Here is an 18,349-nt window from a genome sequence, read left to right on the forward strand (position 1 = left end):
TCGCAAGGAATCTTATGCGGCGCGGGAGGCGTATATTACGTCTTCCCGCTGAAGAGTCAAGAGATTATTCATTCGAACTTTCATCTTTTTCTCTTCCTGTCCGAGCGACTTGTCAGTCGTTGTTCCCGGTCAGTGGAGGCGCATTATAGGGAGTTCTCAGAAGGCCGCAACCCCTAATTTCAATTATTTTATCAACCGTTCACTAATTCAACAATTTCGCCCGAACTGGATAATAAACAATCTAAATCGACCCAAAAAGCGTCAGTTTAAAGCCAGAGGCTGGCGTAAACTCTCCTTTATAATAAGAGAAAGACATTCAGGAATACCTTACATGCTACTCAATGCACATCAACAGGCTGCTCAACGTAACCTTTCTTATTTACTGGCGGAGAAGATTGCACAGCGCATTTTGTCTGGCGAGTATCCGGAGGGTTCTATCCTTCCTGGTGAAAACGAGCTGGGTGAGATTTTTGGCGTCAGCCGGACAGCGGTGCGTGAAGCGGTCAAAACGTTAACTGCAAAAGGGATGCTATTACCGCGGCCACGTATTGGTACGCGGGTGATGCCACAGTCCAGCTGGAATTTCCTCGATCAGGAATTACTGACCTGGTGGATGACGCGTGAGAACTTTGATGAAGTGATGGCGCATTTTATTGTTTTGCGCCGGGCGCTGGAGCCACAGGCTTGTGCTCTTGCGGCCATCTCAGCCACGCAGGAGCAAAAGCATCAGCTCTCTCTATATATGTCAGAGATGCGCCAGCTGCATAAGCGCTTTGACCGGGAACGCTGGATAACCGTCGATACACAGTTCCACCAGCTAATCTATGAAGCAGGAAAAAACCCTTTCCTGACTTCATTTTCGAATTTGTTCAGTTCTGTCTACCAGAGTTATTTCCGGGCCATCACGGAGAATGAAGTTATCAGGCTGGAACATCATCAGCGCCTGACGGACGCAATCCTTGCAGGCAATGCGAAAGCCGCATTACAGGAATGCCACCGTCTGTTACTTGCTGATGAGTGATCCCACGGACTGGCGTACAACCAGTTCCGGCGTCAGCACTAAAACCTGAGGCTCTGATTCAGGCTCTTGCAGACGATGTAATAATGCATCGACGGCCAGTTCGCCCAGCGAGTCTTTGGGCTGATGGATGGTGGTTAGCGGAGGCATCAGATATTGCGCCAACTGAATGTCATCGTATCCTACGACAGCGACTTCATCGGGCACGCGTAATCCGCGCTGATAAAGTGCCTGATAGATGCCCACGGCCATCGCATCATTGCTGGCAAAAACGGCATGAGGCGGTTCGGGCAACATAAGCAACTGCTCCATCGCCACCAGACCGCCGCCAAATTCAAAGTCACTGCTGACTTCATAACCCGGCGGGATCTCCAGCCCGGCTTTTTTCATGGCCTGACGATATCCGTTCAGCCGTTCCTGCGCCGTCGTTTTGTCCAGCGGGCCGGTGATGCAGGCAATGCGGCTATATCCATGACGGATTAAATAGTCCGTCGCCATTTCTCCACCCAGCAGCGCGTTATCCTGAATGATGTCGATGGCACCATCGAAAGGCGACCAGTCCATCATCACAATGGGTAATGACGGATAACGGCTGATAGCTTCTTTCGAAGGCCGGTGGTTTTCAGTACACATGATCAGTAACCCGTCGACGCGCTTTTGCAAAAGCGTTTCCAGGCTGCGGTTCATGCGTTCTGCGTCCCCGTCGGTGTTACAGAGGATCAGACTATAACCGCGTTCATAGCAACTGCGTTCAACGCCACGAACAACTTCGGAATAAAACGGGTTACTGCTGGCGGTCAGCAACATTCCGATGGTGCGGGTTTGATTGAGTTTAAGGCTTCGGGCTAACGCGGAAGGGGCATAGTTAAGTTGTTCAACAGCGGCATTCACTTTGTCGGCAATGGATTCGCTGACAAAGCGATTTTTATTGATGACATGAGAGACTGTAGAGGTTGAAACGCCCGCAAGGCGGGCGACATCTTTCATGGTGGCCAATCAGGCCTCCTGTTGTGCAAGAAAATCGTCGATTTCTTTACGCCACGGAACCGAGGGCTGCGCGCCAGGACGTGTTACGGCTATCGCGGCAGCGGCATGGGCGAAACGCACGGCGCTGTCCATGGCTTTGCCTTCAAGCAAAGCCGTGACTAATGCACCGTTGAAGGTATCACCGGCGGCGATGGTATCCACAGCTTTCACGCGGAACCCGGCAACCTGCTTGCCTTCACCGTTCTGGCTAAGCCAAACACCTTTACTTCCCATCGTAATAATGACCGTCGCGATACCCTTATCATGCAGTACGCGGGCGGCGCGTGTGGCGTCATCGTTATTTTCGACTTTAATCCCCGTCAGCTTTTCGGCTTCGGTTTCGTTTGGGGTGATCATATCCACCCGCGCCAGCAATTCATCAGGCAGTTTACAGGCCGGTGCCGGATTAAGGATAACCTGCGTGTCATTGTCTTTAGCCAGCTTCGCCGCTGCAATAACCGTTTCCAGGGGAGATTCCAACTGCATCAGCAAGGCTGAAGCGCCGATTACGTTTTGTTTGTAACGCTCAAGATAGTCAGGCGTGACGGCTTTGTTTGCCCCCGCATCGATACCAATGACATTCTCACCTTCCGCATTCACAAAAATCAGCGCTACGCCGGTGGTTGTCTCTTTGATAGCTTCGATAGGTTGCGTATTAATGTGGTCACTCGCCAGCTGCTTGCGAACACGCTCGCCAATATCGTCATCACCGACACAGGCAATAAATGAAATATCAGCGCCACTGCGACCGGCGGCGACCGCCTGGTTTGCACCTTTGCCGCCGAAAGCCACGGTGTATTGCTTACCGATTACGGTTTCACCCGGTTGCGGGAAATGGTTGATATTCAAAATATGGTCGGCATTGATACTGCCGAGAACCACCAGTTTGCCTGTCTTCACGTGTTGCTCCCTGAGTTAAATAGCGCCCCCGTAAGGAGGCACGCAGATACAGCGTCAATATTACGGCTGAGCAACCAGTTTCAAATCAACAGGGATAACCGCCGGAACTTTTTCGCCTTTCAGCACTTTGTCTGCGGTTTGGACGCCGATTACGCCGATTTGTTCAGGACGCTGTGCCACAGTAGCGCCCATTTTGCCGCCGTTGACCGCTTTGATGCCGTCTTCTGTGCCGTCGAAACCGACAACCAGCACGTCAGTTTTACCGGCAGTCTGCAGGGCACGCAATGCGCCGAGTGCCATTTCATCATTCTGAGCAAAGACCGCCTGCACGTCCTGATGCGCAGTCAGCAGGTTTTGCATAACGTTCAGACCTTTGGTACGGTCGAAGTCAGCAGGCTGGCTGGCCAGGATCTGGAAGTGGTGTTTTTGAGCGGCTTCTGCGAAACCTTTACCACGTTCGCGGGCAACAGACGTCCCGGCAATCCCTTCCAGTTCGATAACTTTCGCGTTATCGCCCAGTTTCTTAGCAATGTAATCACCGGCCATCTGGCCGCCAAAGGCGTTATCAGAAGCCACGTGGCTGGCGACAACGCCCTTGGTCGCCTGACGGTCAAGGGTGATCACCGGGATTTTAGCCTGGTTGGCCATCGCTACGGCGTTACCTACCGCGTCAGAATCCGTCGGGTTGATCAGCATCAGCTTGGTGCCGCGAACGGTCAGGTCTTGCACGTTCGCCAGCTCTTTCGCCGGGTTGTTCTGAGAATCAAGCACTACCAGGTTGTAGCCCAGTTTATCGGCTTCTTTTTGCGCGCCGTCTTTCATAGAAACGAAGAACGGGTTGTTCAGAGTAGAAACGACCAGCGCAATGGTATCTTTCGCCAGAACGTTAGCACTGAAAGAAGCGGTGATCGCTGCGGCGGAAACCCAGACAGCCAGTTTTTTCATATTCATGGTCATAAGTCCTGTAGGAGAGTTTATTTGTTGCTTTTGTTATCCACCAGAACCGCCAGCAGAATGACGACTGCTTTTACGATCATCTGGTAGTAGGAAGAAACACCTAATAAGTTCAAACCGTTATTCAGGAAGCCAAGGATCAAAGCACCGATCAGGGTGCCTACAATACGTCCTTTCCCGCCAGAGAGGCTGGTTCCCCCTAATACCACAGCGGCAATGGCATCCAGCTCGTAACCGGTACCTGCGTTAGGCTGCGCAGAAGACAGACGCGCCACTTCGATGATACTGGCCAGAGCCGCCAGCAATCCGCACAGGGAGTAGACGATAATTTTGACTTTATCGACGCTGATACCTGACAGACGCGTCGCGGATTCATTACCGCCCAGCGCGTAGATATAACGCCCCAAGCGTGTGTGATGGAGCATGTACCAGGCGGCAATAAACACGACGGCCATCAGCCAGACCGGCGTCGGAATGCCCAGCGGACGTCCGATACCAAACCAGCCGAATACGTCTGCCACATCGTTAAAACCGGTGCTGATCGGGCTGCCGTTGGTATAAACCATCGTGATACCGCGCAGCAGTAACATCATGACCAGCGTGGCGATAAACGCCTGCACCTTGCCTTTAGCGACAATCAAACCCGTGACAGCGCCGACACCTGCACCCAGCGCCAGCGCGCCCGCCACTGCGACTAAAGCATTCACTTCCAGCCCGACAATTGAAGCCGCCACCGCGCCGGTCAGCGCCAGCAGAGATCCGACGGATAAATCAATGCCGGAAGTGAGGATCACCAGCGTCATACCGACCGCCATAATGGCGTTAACCGACGTTTGCTGAAGGATGTTAAACAGGTTATTGAGCGTGAAGAAATTCGGGCTCATGGAAGAAACCACGGCAATCAACACCAGCAGTGCAATCAGAGACTTTTGCTCCAACAACCACTCTTTACTGATCCAGCGCTTTTTGGCTGGCAATGTCTGAGAACTCATATCTGATTACTCCTGCGTCACGCCGTATTGCTTGCCGACAGCGGCTGCCATCAACACTTCTTGCGTAGCCTGTTCTATCGGGAATTCACCGCTTAAATGACCTTCATGCATCACCAAAATCCGGTCACTCATGCCGATCACTTCCGGCATTTCTGAGGAAACCAAAATGATGCTCAGCCCTTCGCGCTTGAACTGGTTTATAAGCTGGTAAATCTCTTTTTTGGCACCCACGTCAACGCCGCGCGTCGGTTCGTCCAGGATCAGGACTTTTGGCCGTGTCATTAATCCGCGGGCAATCGCCACTTTTTGCTGATTACCCCCGGAAAGCAGGCCAATGGTCTGCATCATTGATGGCGTTTTAATATTGAAGAGGCGGATAAAGTCGCCGACGGCTTGCTGTTCTTCCGCATGTTTGAGTCGTCCGCCGCCGTGGCTGAAATAACGCAAAGCGGTCAGCGACATATTTTCTTTCACAGACATGCCCAGCACTAAACCATCACGCTTACGGTCTTCAGAGATATAAACGATGCCGTTCGCCAGCCCGTCCTGCGGTGAATGGGTGACGACTTCGCGCCCATCAAGCGACACATAGCCACTTTTACGCGGCAACGCGCCGTAGAGAATTTTCATCAGTTCGGTACGGCCTGCGCCCATCAAACCGGAAATCCCGAGAATTTCACCGCTGTGCAGATCAAAACTGACGTTATCCACACCCGGCCCGCTGACATCACGTACCTGCAGACGCAGCGCACCGCGCTGATGATTAATACGCGGGTACTGTTCTTCGAGGCGGCGACCGACCATCATTTCAATCAGCGAGTCTTCTTCCAGCGAACTGACCGGACGCTCTGCGATAAACTGACCGTCACGGAATACGGTCACGTCATCACAGATTTCGAAGATTTCTTTCATACGGTGAGAGATATACACCACGCCACAACCCGCAGCTTTCAGCTCGCGGATCACGCTAAATAAAGAGGCAGTTTCGGTGTCGGTCAGGGCATCCGTCGGTTCATCCATGATGATGACTTTGGACTCAAAGCTCAGCACCTTGGCAATTTCGACCATCTGCTGGTCGCCAATTGATAATTCGCCCACCAGACGATTGCTTTTGTAGCGCAAGTTCAGGCGTGCCAGCAGTTTATCGGCTTCGGCATACATCTTTTTCCAGTTAATGCGGCCAAAACCGTTCACAAACTCCCGGCCCAGAAAGATGTTTTCAGCGATGGTCAGCTGTGGGATCAGGTTTAATTCCTGATGGATGATCCCAATTCCGGCTTCCTGAGAAGCTTTCGGGCCATTAAACGCCGCTTCCTTACCGAGAAAATGTACTGAGCCGGCATCTTTCTGGTAGATGCCGGTCAGCACTTTCATCATGGTGGACTTGCCCGCGCCGTTTTCTCCCACCAGCGCCATCACACGTCCCGGATAGACGCTGAGCGCCGCGCCGGAGAGTGCTTTCACGCCAGGAAAGGCTTTATCAATGCCTGTCAGTTGCAGCAAAGGTTGCATAAAGACCTCAGAAGGTTACGCCGGCACACAGAATAATGTTCGCGTAGGGCGAACATTCCCCGCTGCGGATCACAGCCCGACTTTTTTCGCTTTGCGCTTTGAATGCCTCATGACTGACGTAATCCAAAGCAATGGTGTTTCCCTGGTGTTGTTCGAGTTGTGTCAATCGGGCGAGTAACGCTTCATGGAGTTGAGGATTTTTAGTGAGGATTTCCTCTGCGAGGATAGCCCGCTCAACCTGCATCTCGTGTGTCACTACCTCTAAGACTTGTAAAAAGGTGGGCACTCCCTGAGTTAGCGCCAGATCGATGCGTTGGCAAGCTGCTGGCACCGGAAGTCCGGCATCGCCAATAACCAGCTGATCGGTGTGACCTAACCGGGCAATAACATTTGAGATTTCGGCATTTAACAGCGGTGACTTCTTCATTGTGTACTCCTACAGCGAAACGTTTCGCTCACGGATGAGTTTATGAGACTCAGCGGGCAAGGCAACGAAGATGTGATGGAATTGTGATCAGCGTCGAAACGTTTCGCTGAATGATTCAGAAACCACGCAGAAATTTGAGTTTGGTGATTATTAAAGGGGGTGAAGAAATAAAACAGGGCACCCGAAGGCACCCTGTGAGCGGCAGAAAAAAGCGTTAAATTTCTACCTGTGTACCGAGTTCGATCACGCGGTTCGGCGGAATTTCAAACTGATCCGGTGCCCGCAATGCGTTACGGCTAAGCGCCATAAAGAGTTTGCCACGGAAGTAGAGATACCACGGGCGCTTGGTCAGGATCAGCGATTCGTGCGACATAAAGAACGAGGTTTCCATCATCCGGCACGGCAATCCTTCCAGACCACAGCGGTGGAAGACTTCTTCCACATTCGGCGTTTCTTTAAATCCATAACTCGCCACCACGCGCCAGAATGTCGGCGAAAGCTGCTCAATGGTGACGCGCCGGACGTTATGCACATAAGGCGCATCTTCCGTTCGCAACGTCAGCAGGACAACACGCTCATGCAACACTTTGTTGTGTTTGAGGTTATGCAGCAGCGCAAACGGGATCACGTTGATGGCGCGCGACATATATACCGCCGTGCCCGGAACACGAACCGGCGGGGATTTTTCCAGGGACGCGATCATCGCTTCCAGAGAATTGCCGTGTTCGTTCATGCGGCGCATAAGGCGGAAGCGCTCGCTTTTCCAGGTGGTCATGACGATAAACATGCACAGGCCGAGCGTCAGCGGCAACCAGCCACCGGAGAACAGTTTCGTGGCGTTCGCGGCAAACAGCGGGATATCCATAAACAGCAGACCGATCAACAAAATCCCAACCAGAAACGGTTTCCAGTGCCAGTTTTTGAGCGCCACCGTGCAGGAAAGAATACTGGTCAGCACCATCGTACCGGTCACGGCGATACCGTACGCCGCCGCCAGATTGCTCGAATGCTCGAAGCTGGCGATCACGATAACCACCGCGAAATACAGCAGCCAGTTAATCGCAGGGATGTAGATCTGACCCGCTTCCATTTCTGAGGTGTGGATAATACGCATCGGCGGCAAATAGCCCAGACGCACAGCCTGACGGGTCAGGGAGAACACACCGGAGATAACGGCCTGGGACGCGATAATGGTTGCCAGCGTCGCCAGAATCAGTAAAGGAATCAGCGCCCAGTCAGGTGCAAGCAGAAAGAACGGGTTTTTGATCGACTCCGGGTTTTTCAGCAGCAACGCGCCCTGACCGAAATAGTTCAGCACCAGAGAAGGCAGCACGACGGTGAACCAGGCCAGACGGATAGGGAATTTCCCGAAGTGGCCCATATCGGCATACAGCGCTTCCACACCGGTAATCGACAGAACGACCGCGCCGAGTGCCAGGAAGGAAAACGACTTGTGCTCGATAAAGAAGTTAACCGCCCACATCGGGTTCATGGCGCGCAGCACTTCCGGGTTCTGCATGATGCTGTTCACACCGAGCACCGCCAGCGTCAGGAACCACAGCAACATGACTGGCGCAAAGAGTTTGCCCACGATGCCGGTACCGTGCTTCTGAATAACGAAAAGCAACGTCAGGACAGTAATAGAAAGAGGGACAATATAGGGATCGAGTGAAGGTGCTGCGATTTCAAGACCTTCCATCGCGGAAAGAACGGAAATAGCCGGCGTGATCACCACTTCACCATAGAAGAAACTTCCCCCGATCAGGCCGAGAATGACCAGAACGGCGGTGGTACGTGCCGACGTATTTCTGCCCGCCAGAGACATCAGCGTAAGAATACCGCCTTCACCTGCGTTGTCTGCCCGCATCACATAAGTGAGGTATTTGAGCGAAACAATGAGGATTAACATCCAGAAAATCAGAGAGAGAAAACCAAAAACGACGCTGGGTTCAACGTTGAAACCATAGTGACCAGAAAAGCACTCTCTTAAGGTATAGAGAGGACTGGTACCAATGTCGCCATAGACCACACCAATGGCGGCCAGGGTTACTGCTGGGAGTGACCGTTTATGTTCAGTGCTCATATTTCGTTTCTTTTTTGCTCGAACATCCGTAAGCGATGCGTGCGCTCAGTCTTATGATGCCCACTAAAAGGCGCACAGTATGCACGAATAAATCAGATTGCCTACCCTTAAATGTGCAGCTAAACCGCCATTCAGATGAACGCGGTCACAATTCTGATAATAGAAAATTTTTACTAATCAACAAGCTATAGCGTTAAAAATAAACGTGGCATATCGTCATAAGCCAGTACACTATTCAACAACTAAATGGAAACCGGAAGAGACAGTATGGCGCAATCCCCCCTTCTGGCAGAACGGATAGCCCGTCTTGCTAACGCATTAGAACATGGCCTGTACGAGAGGCAAGATGCCATACGCCTGTGCCTGCTGGCGGCCCTGTGCGGGGAGAGCGTTTTTCTGCTTGGCCCGCCGGGTATTGCAAAAAGTCTGATTGCCCGCCGTCTGAAATTTGCTTTCCGTCACGCACGCGCTTTTGAATATCTTATGACGCGCTTTTCCACGCCGGAAGAAGTCTTTGGTCCGCTGTCGATTCAGGCCCTGAAAGATGAAGGCCGTTATCTGCGTCTGACTGAAGGTTATCTGCCGGAAGCGGAAATTGTTTTCCTGGATGAAATCTGGAAAGCAGGACCGGCCATCCTTAATACGTTGCTTACCGCCATCAACGAACGTCGTTTCCGTAATGGCGAGCGCGAAGATCCTATTCCGATGCGTCTGCTGGTCAGTGCTTCCAACGAATTGCCTGGAGCCGACGGCGGACTGGAAGCATTGTATGACCGCATGCTGATTCGCCTGTGGCTGGATAAAGTGCAGGATAAGCAGAATTTCCGCTTACTGCTGACCAGCCGTAATAATGAAAGCACCAATCCGGTGGCGGAATCCCTGAGTATCAGCGATGAAGAATATCAACAATGGCAGCCGGAGATCGATAAAGTCAATCTTTCAGACAGTTGCTTTGAACTGGTGTTTCAGCTTCGGCAGCGCCTTGATGCACTCGACACGGCGCCTTATGTTTCTGACCGTCGCTGGAAAAAGGCACTCCGCCTGTTGCAGGCCTGCGCCTTCTTCAGCGGCCGGGACACTATTACCCCGATAGATCTGATTCTGCTGAAAGATTGTCTGTGGCATGACCTGAATACCTATCAGCTGCTGCAAACCCAAATCGAGCAACTGATCACCGAACAGGCTTATCAGCAGCAAACCTTGCTGATGAAAATCCAGCAGCTCAACCAACAATGGATGCAATACCAACAGCAACAAAGCTCCCGCCAGTCGGTTAAGCTGAGCAAAAAAGCCGGTATTTTTAGCCGTAAGCCACAATACAGCCTGCCGGATGCGCTTGTTGCCAGCGGAGTGACGCTGTTGCTGCAAACGCCTTTGCATCTGCACGAGATTAAAGTCACGCATCTGCTTTTTGAACGCAGCGTTCTGGAAGAGTGGCTAAATAAAGGTGGCGTTCTGAAAGCCAAACTTAACGGGATTGGTTTTGTTCAAACGGTTGATGCCGAAATCGATGATAAGCAGCAATTACTGGTGCTGGATGTCAGCCGCCAAAGTACGCCGCTGACGCTGCCGGGCAATGAACACATCGCGGTGCCGGACGAAATGAAAAATACGCTGAATGACCTGAACGCAAAACTCGCTCAACAAAGACATGAGTTCGGCCAGCAGCAGAACTGCCTGTTTGTTCCCGCGACGTGGATGGCAAAGATTGAAGCCAGCCTGTTGCAGGTTTCTGAACAGCTCCGCCTCCAGCAACAAACCTTCAGCGGCCACTGATCGTGTTTACACTGGAATCTCTGGATCTTCTGCTGGCGATCAGCGAAGGAGAATTGATCGAGGAACTGATCGTCGGGTTACTGGCCGCGCCAGCCCTGGCGATTTTCCTCGAGAAGTTTCCGAGGCTGAAGCGCGCACTGACCCGGGATCTTCCTGAATGGAAATTACGTCTGCGCCAGAGGATCCACGAAACCCCGGTGCCCCCGGATCTGGCAAAAGAGTTTTATCTCTATCAGCATTGTCAGCAAACTGATGCCGTGACGTTTCAGTCAGAGCTGGGATCCCTGCTTGATGAGCTGGCGCGGCTGAATTCCCCGTTTGCGACCGAAGCCCGTACCTTGCGGGAAAATAATGAAACCTCCCGCACGGCGCAGACCGGTAACAGCTTTCAGACCTTATTCCTCCAGCGCTGGCGCCTGAACCTGACATTCCAGACGGTGAACGTTCATCATCAGTTGCTGGAACAGGAGCAGGAGCAGCTACAGGAAGAATTGTTACAACGCCTCGAACTGAGCAGCGAGTTGTCTCCTTTACTGGCAGAGAACGATACCGCCGCAGGCCGGTTATGGGACATGAGTAAAGGAAAGCGTCTTCGGGGCGATATCCAGTCGCTGGCACGTTTTGGCGCTTTCCTCCAGCAGCAGCCGGAACTGATGAAACTGGCAGAACAGCTCGGGCGCAGCCAGACGGTGAAAACCAGCCCGCATGAAGATGCCAAAATGGAAACGCACCGGCTGATGGTTCGCGAGCCGGCGACGGTGCCGGAAGAAGTGAATGGCATTCATCAGAGCGATGATATTTTGCGTCTGATGCCCACCGAGCTGGGCACATTAGGAATTCCGGAACTGGAATATGAATTTTACCGGCGTCTGCTGGAAAAACGTCTGATGACCTACCGGCTGCAAGGCGACGTCTGGTGCGAAAAAGTCGTGAGGCGTCCGGTGGTCTATCAGCAGCAGGAGCCACAGCCGCGTGGCCCTTTTGTCGTCTGCGTGGACACGTCAGGTTCGATGGGCGGCTTCAATGAGCAATGTGCGAAAGCGTTCTGCCTGGCGCTGCTGAAAATAGCGCTTGCCGATAACCGTAAGTGTTACATCATGCTGTTTGCCAGCGAAGTGATCCATTACGAACTGACTTCTGCCGGCGGGCTGGATCAGGCGTTACGCTTTCTCGGGCAACATTTCCGCGGCGGTACTGATCTGGCTGCCTGCCTGAATGCCACGCTGGACAAACTGGCCTCTCCGCAATGGCACGACGCAGATGCGGTTATCATCTCTGATTTTATCGCCCAGCGCTTACCCGATGAGGTGCAAAGAAAAGTAAAATTGCTGCAACGGGAAAAGCAGCACCGTTTCCACGCGCTGGCAATGTCACACTACGGAAAGCCCGGAATTCTGCGCATATTCGATCATATCTGGCGCTTTGATACCGGCGTTAAAAGCCGCGTTCAGCGACGCTGGCAGAGAAATTAAGCTTAAAGAGAAAGAAAACCATGACTGAAATCTATCAGCTCGACGAGCTGGATCGCGGGATTCTGAACGCCTTGATGGAAAATGCCCGCACACCTTACGCTGAGCTGGCTAAAGTGTTTACCGTCAGCCCGGGAACCATTCACGTACGCGTCGAGAAGATGAAGCAGGCAGGCATCATTACCGGCGCACATATCACCGTGAATCCAAAGCAGCTGGGTTATGACGTTTGCTGCTTTATCGGCATCATTCTCAAAAGTGCCAAGGATTATCCGTCCGCGCTGAAAAAGCTCGAGAGTATAGAAGAAGTGGTGGAAGCCTATTACACCACCGGACATTACAGCATCTTCATTAAGATCATGTGCCGCTCCATTGATTCCCTCCAGCACGTACTTATCAACAAGATCCAGACCATTGACGAGATCCAGTCTACGGAGACCCTGATTTCCCTGCAGAACCCCATCACACGGACTATCCAACCCTGAGTCTCCATTTCTATACCCCTATTATCCACAGGTAGATCCCAGCTCATTCACAGCGTACAATAGCCTCCTTTTCCCGGGTGAGAGCAAAATGGCAGACATTACCCTGATCAGTGGCAGTACGCTTGGCAGCGCCGAATATGTGGCAGAACACGTGGCAGAGAAACTGGAAGAAGCCGGTTTTTCGACCGAGATGTTTCATGGCCCGGAGCTGTATGAAGTCCCGCAGGACGGGATCTGGCTAATGGTGTGTTCAACACACGGTGCGGGTGAACTGCCTGACAATTTGCAGCCCTTTATGGAACAGCTGGAAGATCAGCAACCCGATCTGTCCAAAGTGCGTTTTGGTGCTTTAGGTTTAGGCAGCAGCGAATATGACACTTTCTGTGGTGCGATCGGCGCTTTGGATCAAAAACTGACGTCATTAGGGGCAAAACGGATCGGTGATCGTCTTGAGATCGACGTGACTCAACACGAAATTCCTGAGGATCCGGCCGAGGTTTGGGTGATCAACTGGATTAATTTGATCAAATAAGTGTAAATTTCAGGCGATCAGATGTGGATAAGTATGCCTAAAAGCAGGGTAAAACCCGTAGTTATCCCTCTAACAACTCCTGTACGCTTTTCATGCTGTGTATAACTCTCACTTCTGATCCCAGCTTATACTGTCCAGGATCACCGATCATTCACAGCATTCGATCCTTCTTAGCATACTGATCTTCAAAAACAAAAATGACTTATGCACAGAGGATCGCGATCCTAATAGAAGTATTAATAAGAGATCTTTAAATAAAAAAGATCTTCTTTTAATTAGTGAAGATCCCCGGGGACTTGTGGAACCTCTAAACTTGAGTAGAATCCCTCCTCCCAACGCCATACAAAGAAAGTTCGCTTGAACGCTGAGGTGCAGTCGCATGTTTTATCCGGATCAATTTGACGTCATCATCATAGGTGGTGGTCATGCAGGTACTGAAGCCGCCATGGCTTCTGCCCGCATGGGACGTCAGACCTTATTATTAACCCACAATATCGACACGCTGGGACAGATGTCGTGTAACCCGGCGATTGGCGGGATCGGGAAGGGACATCTGGTTAAAGAAGTGGACGCACTGGGCGGACTGATGGCCACTGCCATCGATCATGCGGGCATTCAGTTTAGGATACTAAACGCAAGCAAAGGTCCTGCCGTAAGGGCAACCCGTGCTCAGGCAGACCGCGTGCTTTACCGCCAGGCGGTCCGTACTGCGTTAGAAAATCAGCCAAACCTGATGATCTTCCAGCAACCTGTTGAAGACCTGATCGTCGAAAACGATCGTGTCGTGGGTGCTGTGACCAAAATGGGCCTTAAATTCCGCGCTAAAGCCGTTGTGCTGACCGTCGGTACTTTCCTTGACGGGAAGATCCACATTGGTCTGGAGAACTACAGCGGCGGCCGTGCAGGGGATCCTCCTGCGATCTCTTTGTCACAGCGTCTGCGTGAATTGCCATTACGCGTCAACCGCCTGAAAACGGGGACACCACCGCGTATTGATGCACGTTCCATTGATTTCAGCGTTCTTTCACAGCAACATGGCGATAATCCGGCGCCGGTATTCTCGTTCATGGGGAATGTGTCGCAACATCCGCGCCAGATCCCGTGTTATATGACCTATACCAATGAAAAAACCCATGACGTGATCCGTAATAATCTGGATCGCAGCCCGATGTATGCGGGGATCATCGAAGGGATCGGCCCGCGCTACTGCCCGTCGATCGAAGATAAAGTCATGCGTTTTGCCGATCGCAATTCTCATCAGATCTTCCTCGAACCGGAAGGCCTGACCAGCAATGAAGTTTATCCGAACGGGATTTCGACCAGCCTGCCATTCGATGTACAGATGCAAATCGTCCGCTCAATGCAGGGGATGGAAAATGCGGTCATCGTTCGTCCAGGCTACGCCATTGAATACGACTTCTTCGATCCACGTGATCTAAAACCGACGCTGGAAAGTAAATTTATCGCTGGTCTGTTCTTTGCTGGACAGATCAACGGCACCACCGGTTACGAAGAAGCTGCTGCACAGGGCTTGCTGGCGGGGATGAACGCAGCCTGTTGCGCCACCGAGCAGGAAGGCTGGGCCCCACGTCGCGATCAAGCGTATCTCGGTGTGTTGGTTGATGACCTGTGTACGCTGGGCACCAAAGAACCGTACCGCATGTTTACCTCTCGTGCCGAGTACCGCCTGATGCTGCGGGAAGATAATGCTGATTTACGCCTGACTGAAAAAGGCCGTGAATTAGGTCTGGTTGATGATGCACGCTGGGCGCGTTTTAACGAAAAACTGGAAATGATCGAACAGGAACGTCAGCGCCTGCGTGGCATTTGGGTGAACCCGCACCATGCGCAGGTTGACGAAATCAACGCACATCTTTCTGCTCCGCTTTCTAAAGAAGCCAGTGCGGAAGAGCTGCTGCGTCGTCCTGAAATGACGTATGAGCTGATCACGCGTCTCTCTCCGTTTTCCCCGGCAGTTCCTGACGTCCAGGCGGCAGAACAGGTTGAGATTCAGATTAAGTACGAAGGCTATATCGCCCGTCAGCAGGAAGAGATCGAAAAACAGCAGCGCAACGAAAACACTGTGTTGCCAATAGATCTTGATTATCGCCAGGTGAATGGTCTTTCGAATGAAGTGATCGCCAAGCTTAACGATCACAAGCCGACCTCCATTGGTCAGGCATCACGGATTTCCGGCATTACACCGGCTGCGATTTCCATTTTGCTGATCTGGCTTAAAAAACAGGGCTTACTGCGCCGCAGTGCCTGAACCACATCTTTACTGACCGCTCTTTAAACTTGAAGAGCGGTCAATTCTTGCTTTTCCCACTTTTATGGCTGTTTTATCATTTCTAAACCGGGCTGTTTCCGGCAAATCGACTCTGTCTGAGGATTTCACTGTGCAAAAGAAACTGGACTCGCTGCTTGCTGCGGCAGGAATAGCGTTACCCGATCAGCAAAAACATCAACTGATTGGCTATGTCGAGCTGCTGCATAAGTGGAACAAGGCTTACAACCTGACTTCTGTACGTGATCCGATGCAAATGCTGGTGCGCCATATTATGGACAGCATTGTGGTGAACGAGCATTTGCAAGGCAGCCGTTTCATTGATGTGGGAACAGGACCGGGTCTGCCGGGCATTCCGCTCGCTATTGTCCGCCCTGATTCACATTTCACGCTGCTGGACAGCCTGGGTAAGCGCGTACGCTTCCTGCGTCAGGTTCAGCATGAGCTGGGTCTGAAGAACATTGAGCCAGTGCAAAGCCGCGTTGAAGAGTTTGAGCCAGCGCCACCATTTGATGGCGTGATCAGCCGGGCATTTGCTTCCTTGCAGGACATGTTGTCATGGTGCCACCATCTGCCTCAGAAAGGGCAGGGGCGTTTTTATGCCCTCAAAGGCGTGCAGCCGGATGATGAGCTGAACGCACTGCCGCAAGGTATCACTCTGGAAAACGTCATAAAATTGCAGGTTCCGGAACTTGACGGAGAACGTCATCTGGTAATTCTGACTGCAAACTAAAGTTGAGTTTTATCAAATAATCCTTAAAAAACGTATGTGTTATCAGAGTTAAAATGAGCAGGCTAATTAAATAGCGTCACCGGCCTCTCAATTACTGATTTTTTACACACTGATAGCATTTCAGTGATGTTTTTATTTTAATCCGGGACGTAATAGTCACTTTTGAAATTGAACAATCGTCAACCTGCTGATATTCAACTTGTAATGAAAATGTTGTTATTTGTTGGGTTGTTGTATCAATAAATCGTGCCTATTTTTAAATAAGATTGATTATCAAACATAGAATTCTTAACGTGCTGATTTTTATATATTTTAAAAGGCCTGATTAGCTAAAGACATTCAAACAGCGCAAGGTATATAAAGAGGTCTGGGTTAATTATGTGATCCAGTGCACGCTTCTTTGTCAGGTGATGAAATAACCGAAGCAAAGTAAAAAGGACAAATTCAGCTATAGTTTGGTGGTCAAAATAGTGATGAAGCGGAAAATTTAAATAATTGTTCACCTTTTCGCTACTTATCCATTGAATTCGTTCCAGTGCCCCGTATAATTTGCTCGGTTTTTGCTGCTTGACTCAAAACAGTAAAGGCAGTGATATACGGCCTTCAGAATACCTCCAGCTAGGTACTTGATACGGAGAGAACAAACGTCATGTCTGTATCCGGTATTTTACACAGTGCCAATAGTGTGAAGGTTGCCAGAAAGCTGTTAATACTGCAGTTATTGACCTTTGTTCTGCTCAGCGCTGTATTTGGCTTTAAAAGCCTGGAATGGACCACATCGGCCCTTATGGGTGGTTTGGCCGCCTGGGTGCCAAATGTACTGTTTATGCTGTTTGCATGGCGCCACCAGGCGCAAACAACGGTCTCTGGACGGGTTGCCTGGTCCTTTGCTATCGGGGAAGCGCTGAAGGTTCTGGTTACGGTGATCTTAATGATTGTCGCACTTGGCCTGTTTAAGGCGGTTTTTGCCCCGTTGGGGTTGGCCTATTTATCGGTGTTGATGACTCAGATTTTGGCACCGGCCGTCATTAACAGTTACCGAACTTAACTACTAAAGGGTAAGAGGCATCATGTCTGCATCAGGAGAAATCTCTACTCCACAAGAGTATATCAGTCACCATCTGACCCAGCTTCAGATCGGGACGGGATTCTGGTCGATTAACATCGATTCGATGTTTTTCTCCGTGTTCCTCGGAGTACTCTTTCTGGTTATCTTCCATCGCGTAGCCAAAAACGCCACCAGCGGTGTCCCGGGTAAGCTGCAAACTGCAGTCGAACTGGTCGTTGGTTTCGTCGACAGCAGCGTGCGTGACATGTATCACGGCAAAAGCAAAGTGATTGCACCTCTCGCGCTGACCGTCTTCGTCTGGGTGTTTATGATGAACCTGATGGATTTGCTGCCAATCGATTTGCTGCCGACTATCGGTGAGAGAGTCCTTGGTCTGCCAGCGCTGCGTGTGGTTCCTACGGCTGACGTGAACATTACGTTATCCATGGCGCTTGGCGTATTCATTCTGATTCTTTTCTATAGCATTAAGATGAAAGGCTTTGGCGGTTTCATTAAAGAACTGACAATGCAGCCATTCAATCATCCGGTTTTCATTCCGATTAACCTGATTCTTGAAGGTGTCAGCCTGCTGTCTAAACCAGTTTCACTGGGTCTGCGACTGTTTGGCAATATGTATGCGGGTGAGTTGATCTTCATCCTTATTGCTGGCCTGTTGCCGTGGTGGTCACAGTGGATCCTGAATGTGCCTTGGGCCATTTTCCACATCCTGATCATTACGCTACAAGCCTTTATTTTCATGGTTCTGACGATTGTCTATCTCTCGATGGCATCTGAAAAACACTGATTTTCTTTCAACACTACTGCGTTTTAACTGAAACAAACTGGAGACTGTCATGGAAAACCTGAGTATGGATCTGCTGTACATGGCTGCCGCTGTGATGATGGGCCTGGCGGCAATCGGTGCTGCGATCGGTATCGGCATCTTGGGTGGTAAATTCTTGGAAGGTGCTGCACGTCAGCCTGACCTGATCCCTCTGTTGCGTACACAGTTCTTTATCGTTATGGGTCTGGTCGATGCAATCCCAATGATTGCTGTTGGTCTGGGTCTGTACGTGATGTTTGCTGTCGCCTAACACTGAGTTCGCT

The 18,349-nt window shown here is 51.1% G+C and carries 17 protein-coding genes; 10 read left to right on the forward strand and 7 right to left on the reverse strand.

Annotated features, from left to right (window positions below; genetic code table 11):
* The first annotated feature begins 331 nt into the window (after positions 1-331).
* The gene (locus tag J1782_RS12385; protein WP_152323781.1) at positions 332-1,021 is read left to right on the forward strand and encodes a FadR/GntR family transcriptional regulator; all 690 of its coding nucleotides are present in this window, start codon (positions 332-334) and stop codon (positions 1,019-1,021) included.
* Here J1782_RS12385 and rbsR read toward each other — a convergent pair.
* From rbsR to kup, 7 genes are all read right to left on the reverse strand, one after another.
* Positions 1,004-2,014 carry a ribose operon transcriptional repressor RbsR gene (gene rbsR, locus J1782_RS12390; RefSeq protein ID WP_152323780.1) on the reverse strand — a complete coding sequence of 337 codons (1,011 nt, stop codon included), beginning with the start codon at positions 2,012-2,014 and terminating at the stop codon, positions 1,004-1,006. The two genes, J1782_RS12385 and rbsR, sit on opposite strands and share 18 nt — an antisense overlap.
* Positions 2,015-2,944: a ribokinase gene (rbsK, locus tag J1782_RS12395; RefSeq protein WP_152323779.1), complete on the reverse strand. Its 930-nt coding sequence runs from the start codon at positions 2,942-2,944 to the stop codon at positions 2,015-2,017. It lies immediately after the preceding gene.
* Positions 2,945-3,004: 60 nt separating this feature from the next.
* The gene (gene rbsB, locus J1782_RS12400; RefSeq protein ID WP_217153256.1) at positions 3,005-3,895 is read right to left on the reverse strand and encodes a ribose ABC transporter substrate-binding protein RbsB; all 891 of its coding nucleotides are present in this window, start codon (positions 3,893-3,895) and stop codon (positions 3,005-3,007) included.
* Between the two features lie 23 nt (positions 3,896-3,918).
* Positions 3,919-4,890, reverse strand: coding sequence for a ribose ABC transporter permease (gene rbsC, locus J1782_RS12405; protein WP_152323777.1), 972 nt, complete (start codon positions 4,888-4,890; stop codon positions 3,919-3,921).
* A gap of 6 nt (positions 4,891-4,896) precedes the next feature.
* Entirely contained in the window at positions 4,897-6,402 is a 1,506-nt protein-coding gene (gene rbsA / locus J1782_RS12410) for a ribose ABC transporter ATP-binding protein RbsA (RefSeq protein WP_152323776.1), read from the reverse strand.
* 7 nt (positions 6,403-6,409) lie between these two features.
* Positions 6,410-6,829 carry a D-ribose pyranase gene (gene rbsD / locus J1782_RS12415; protein WP_152323775.1) on the reverse strand — a complete coding sequence of 140 codons (420 nt, stop codon included), beginning with the start codon at positions 6,827-6,829 and terminating at the stop codon, positions 6,410-6,412.
* A 214-nt stretch (positions 6,830-7,043) separates the two neighbouring features.
* Positions 7,044-8,912 (reverse strand): low affinity potassium transporter Kup, encoded by a 1,869-nt coding sequence (gene kup / locus J1782_RS12420; RefSeq protein WP_208950092.1) that lies wholly within the window; start codon positions 8,910-8,912, stop codon positions 7,044-7,046.
* A 267-nt stretch (positions 8,913-9,179) separates the two neighbouring features.
* On the opposite strand from kup, the gene ravA reads away from it, so the two are divergent.
* The 9 genes from ravA (at position 9,180) to atpE (ending at position 18,336) form a co-directional block, all read left to right on the forward strand.
* Entirely contained in the window at positions 9,180-10,688 is a 1,509-nt protein-coding gene (ravA, locus tag J1782_RS12425; RefSeq protein ID WP_217153257.1) for an ATPase RavA, read from the forward strand.
* 2 nt (positions 10,689-10,690) lie between these two features.
* Positions 10,691-12,160 carry an ATPase RavA stimulator ViaA gene (gene viaA / locus J1782_RS12430; RefSeq protein ID WP_217153258.1) on the forward strand — a complete coding sequence of 490 codons (1,470 nt, stop codon included), beginning with the start codon at positions 10,691-10,693 and terminating at the stop codon, positions 12,158-12,160.
* A gap of 20 nt (positions 12,161-12,180) precedes the next feature.
* Positions 12,181-12,642, forward strand: a complete 462-nt coding sequence (asnC, locus tag J1782_RS12435; protein WP_095924057.1) for a transcriptional regulator AsnC — start codon at positions 12,181-12,183, stop codon at positions 12,640-12,642.
* An 88-nt stretch (positions 12,643-12,730) separates the two neighbouring features.
* Positions 12,731-13,174 carry an FMN-binding protein MioC gene (gene mioC, locus J1782_RS12440; protein WP_152323771.1) on the forward strand — a complete coding sequence of 148 codons (444 nt, stop codon included), beginning with the start codon at positions 12,731-12,733 and terminating at the stop codon, positions 13,172-13,174.
* A 379-nt stretch (positions 13,175-13,553) separates the two neighbouring features.
* Complete coding sequence (gene mnmG, locus J1782_RS12445) at positions 13,554-15,443, forward strand: tRNA uridine-5-carboxymethylaminomethyl(34) synthesis enzyme MnmG (protein WP_217153259.1); 1,890 nt, start codon at positions 13,554-13,556, stop codon at positions 15,441-15,443.
* A 130-nt stretch (positions 15,444-15,573) separates the two neighbouring features.
* Positions 15,574-16,194 carry a 16S rRNA (guanine(527)-N(7))-methyltransferase RsmG gene (gene rsmG, locus J1782_RS12450; protein WP_152323769.1) on the forward strand — a complete coding sequence of 207 codons (621 nt, stop codon included), beginning with the start codon at positions 15,574-15,576 and terminating at the stop codon, positions 16,192-16,194.
* Between the two features lie 649 nt (positions 16,195-16,843).
* Entirely contained in the window at positions 16,844-17,242 is a 399-nt protein-coding gene (atpI, locus tag J1782_RS12455; RefSeq protein WP_152323768.1) for a F0F1 ATP synthase subunit I, read from the forward strand.
* A 22-nt stretch (positions 17,243-17,264) separates the two neighbouring features.
* Positions 17,265-18,047: a F0F1 ATP synthase subunit A gene (gene atpB, locus J1782_RS12460; RefSeq protein WP_152323767.1), complete on the forward strand. Its 783-nt coding sequence runs from the start codon at positions 17,265-17,267 to the stop codon at positions 18,045-18,047.
* A gap of 49 nt (positions 18,048-18,096) precedes the next feature.
* A complete protein-coding gene (gene atpE / locus J1782_RS12465; RefSeq protein WP_004093904.1) occupies positions 18,097-18,336 on the forward strand; it encodes a F0F1 ATP synthase subunit C in 240 nt (79 codons plus the stop codon).
* The last annotated feature ends 13 nt before the right edge of the window (positions 18,337-18,349 follow it).

This window comes from Rahnella sp. BCC 1045 (assembly GCF_019049615.1).
Taxonomy (GTDB): Bacteria; Pseudomonadota; Gammaproteobacteria; order Enterobacterales; family Enterobacteriaceae; genus Rahnella; species Rahnella contaminans.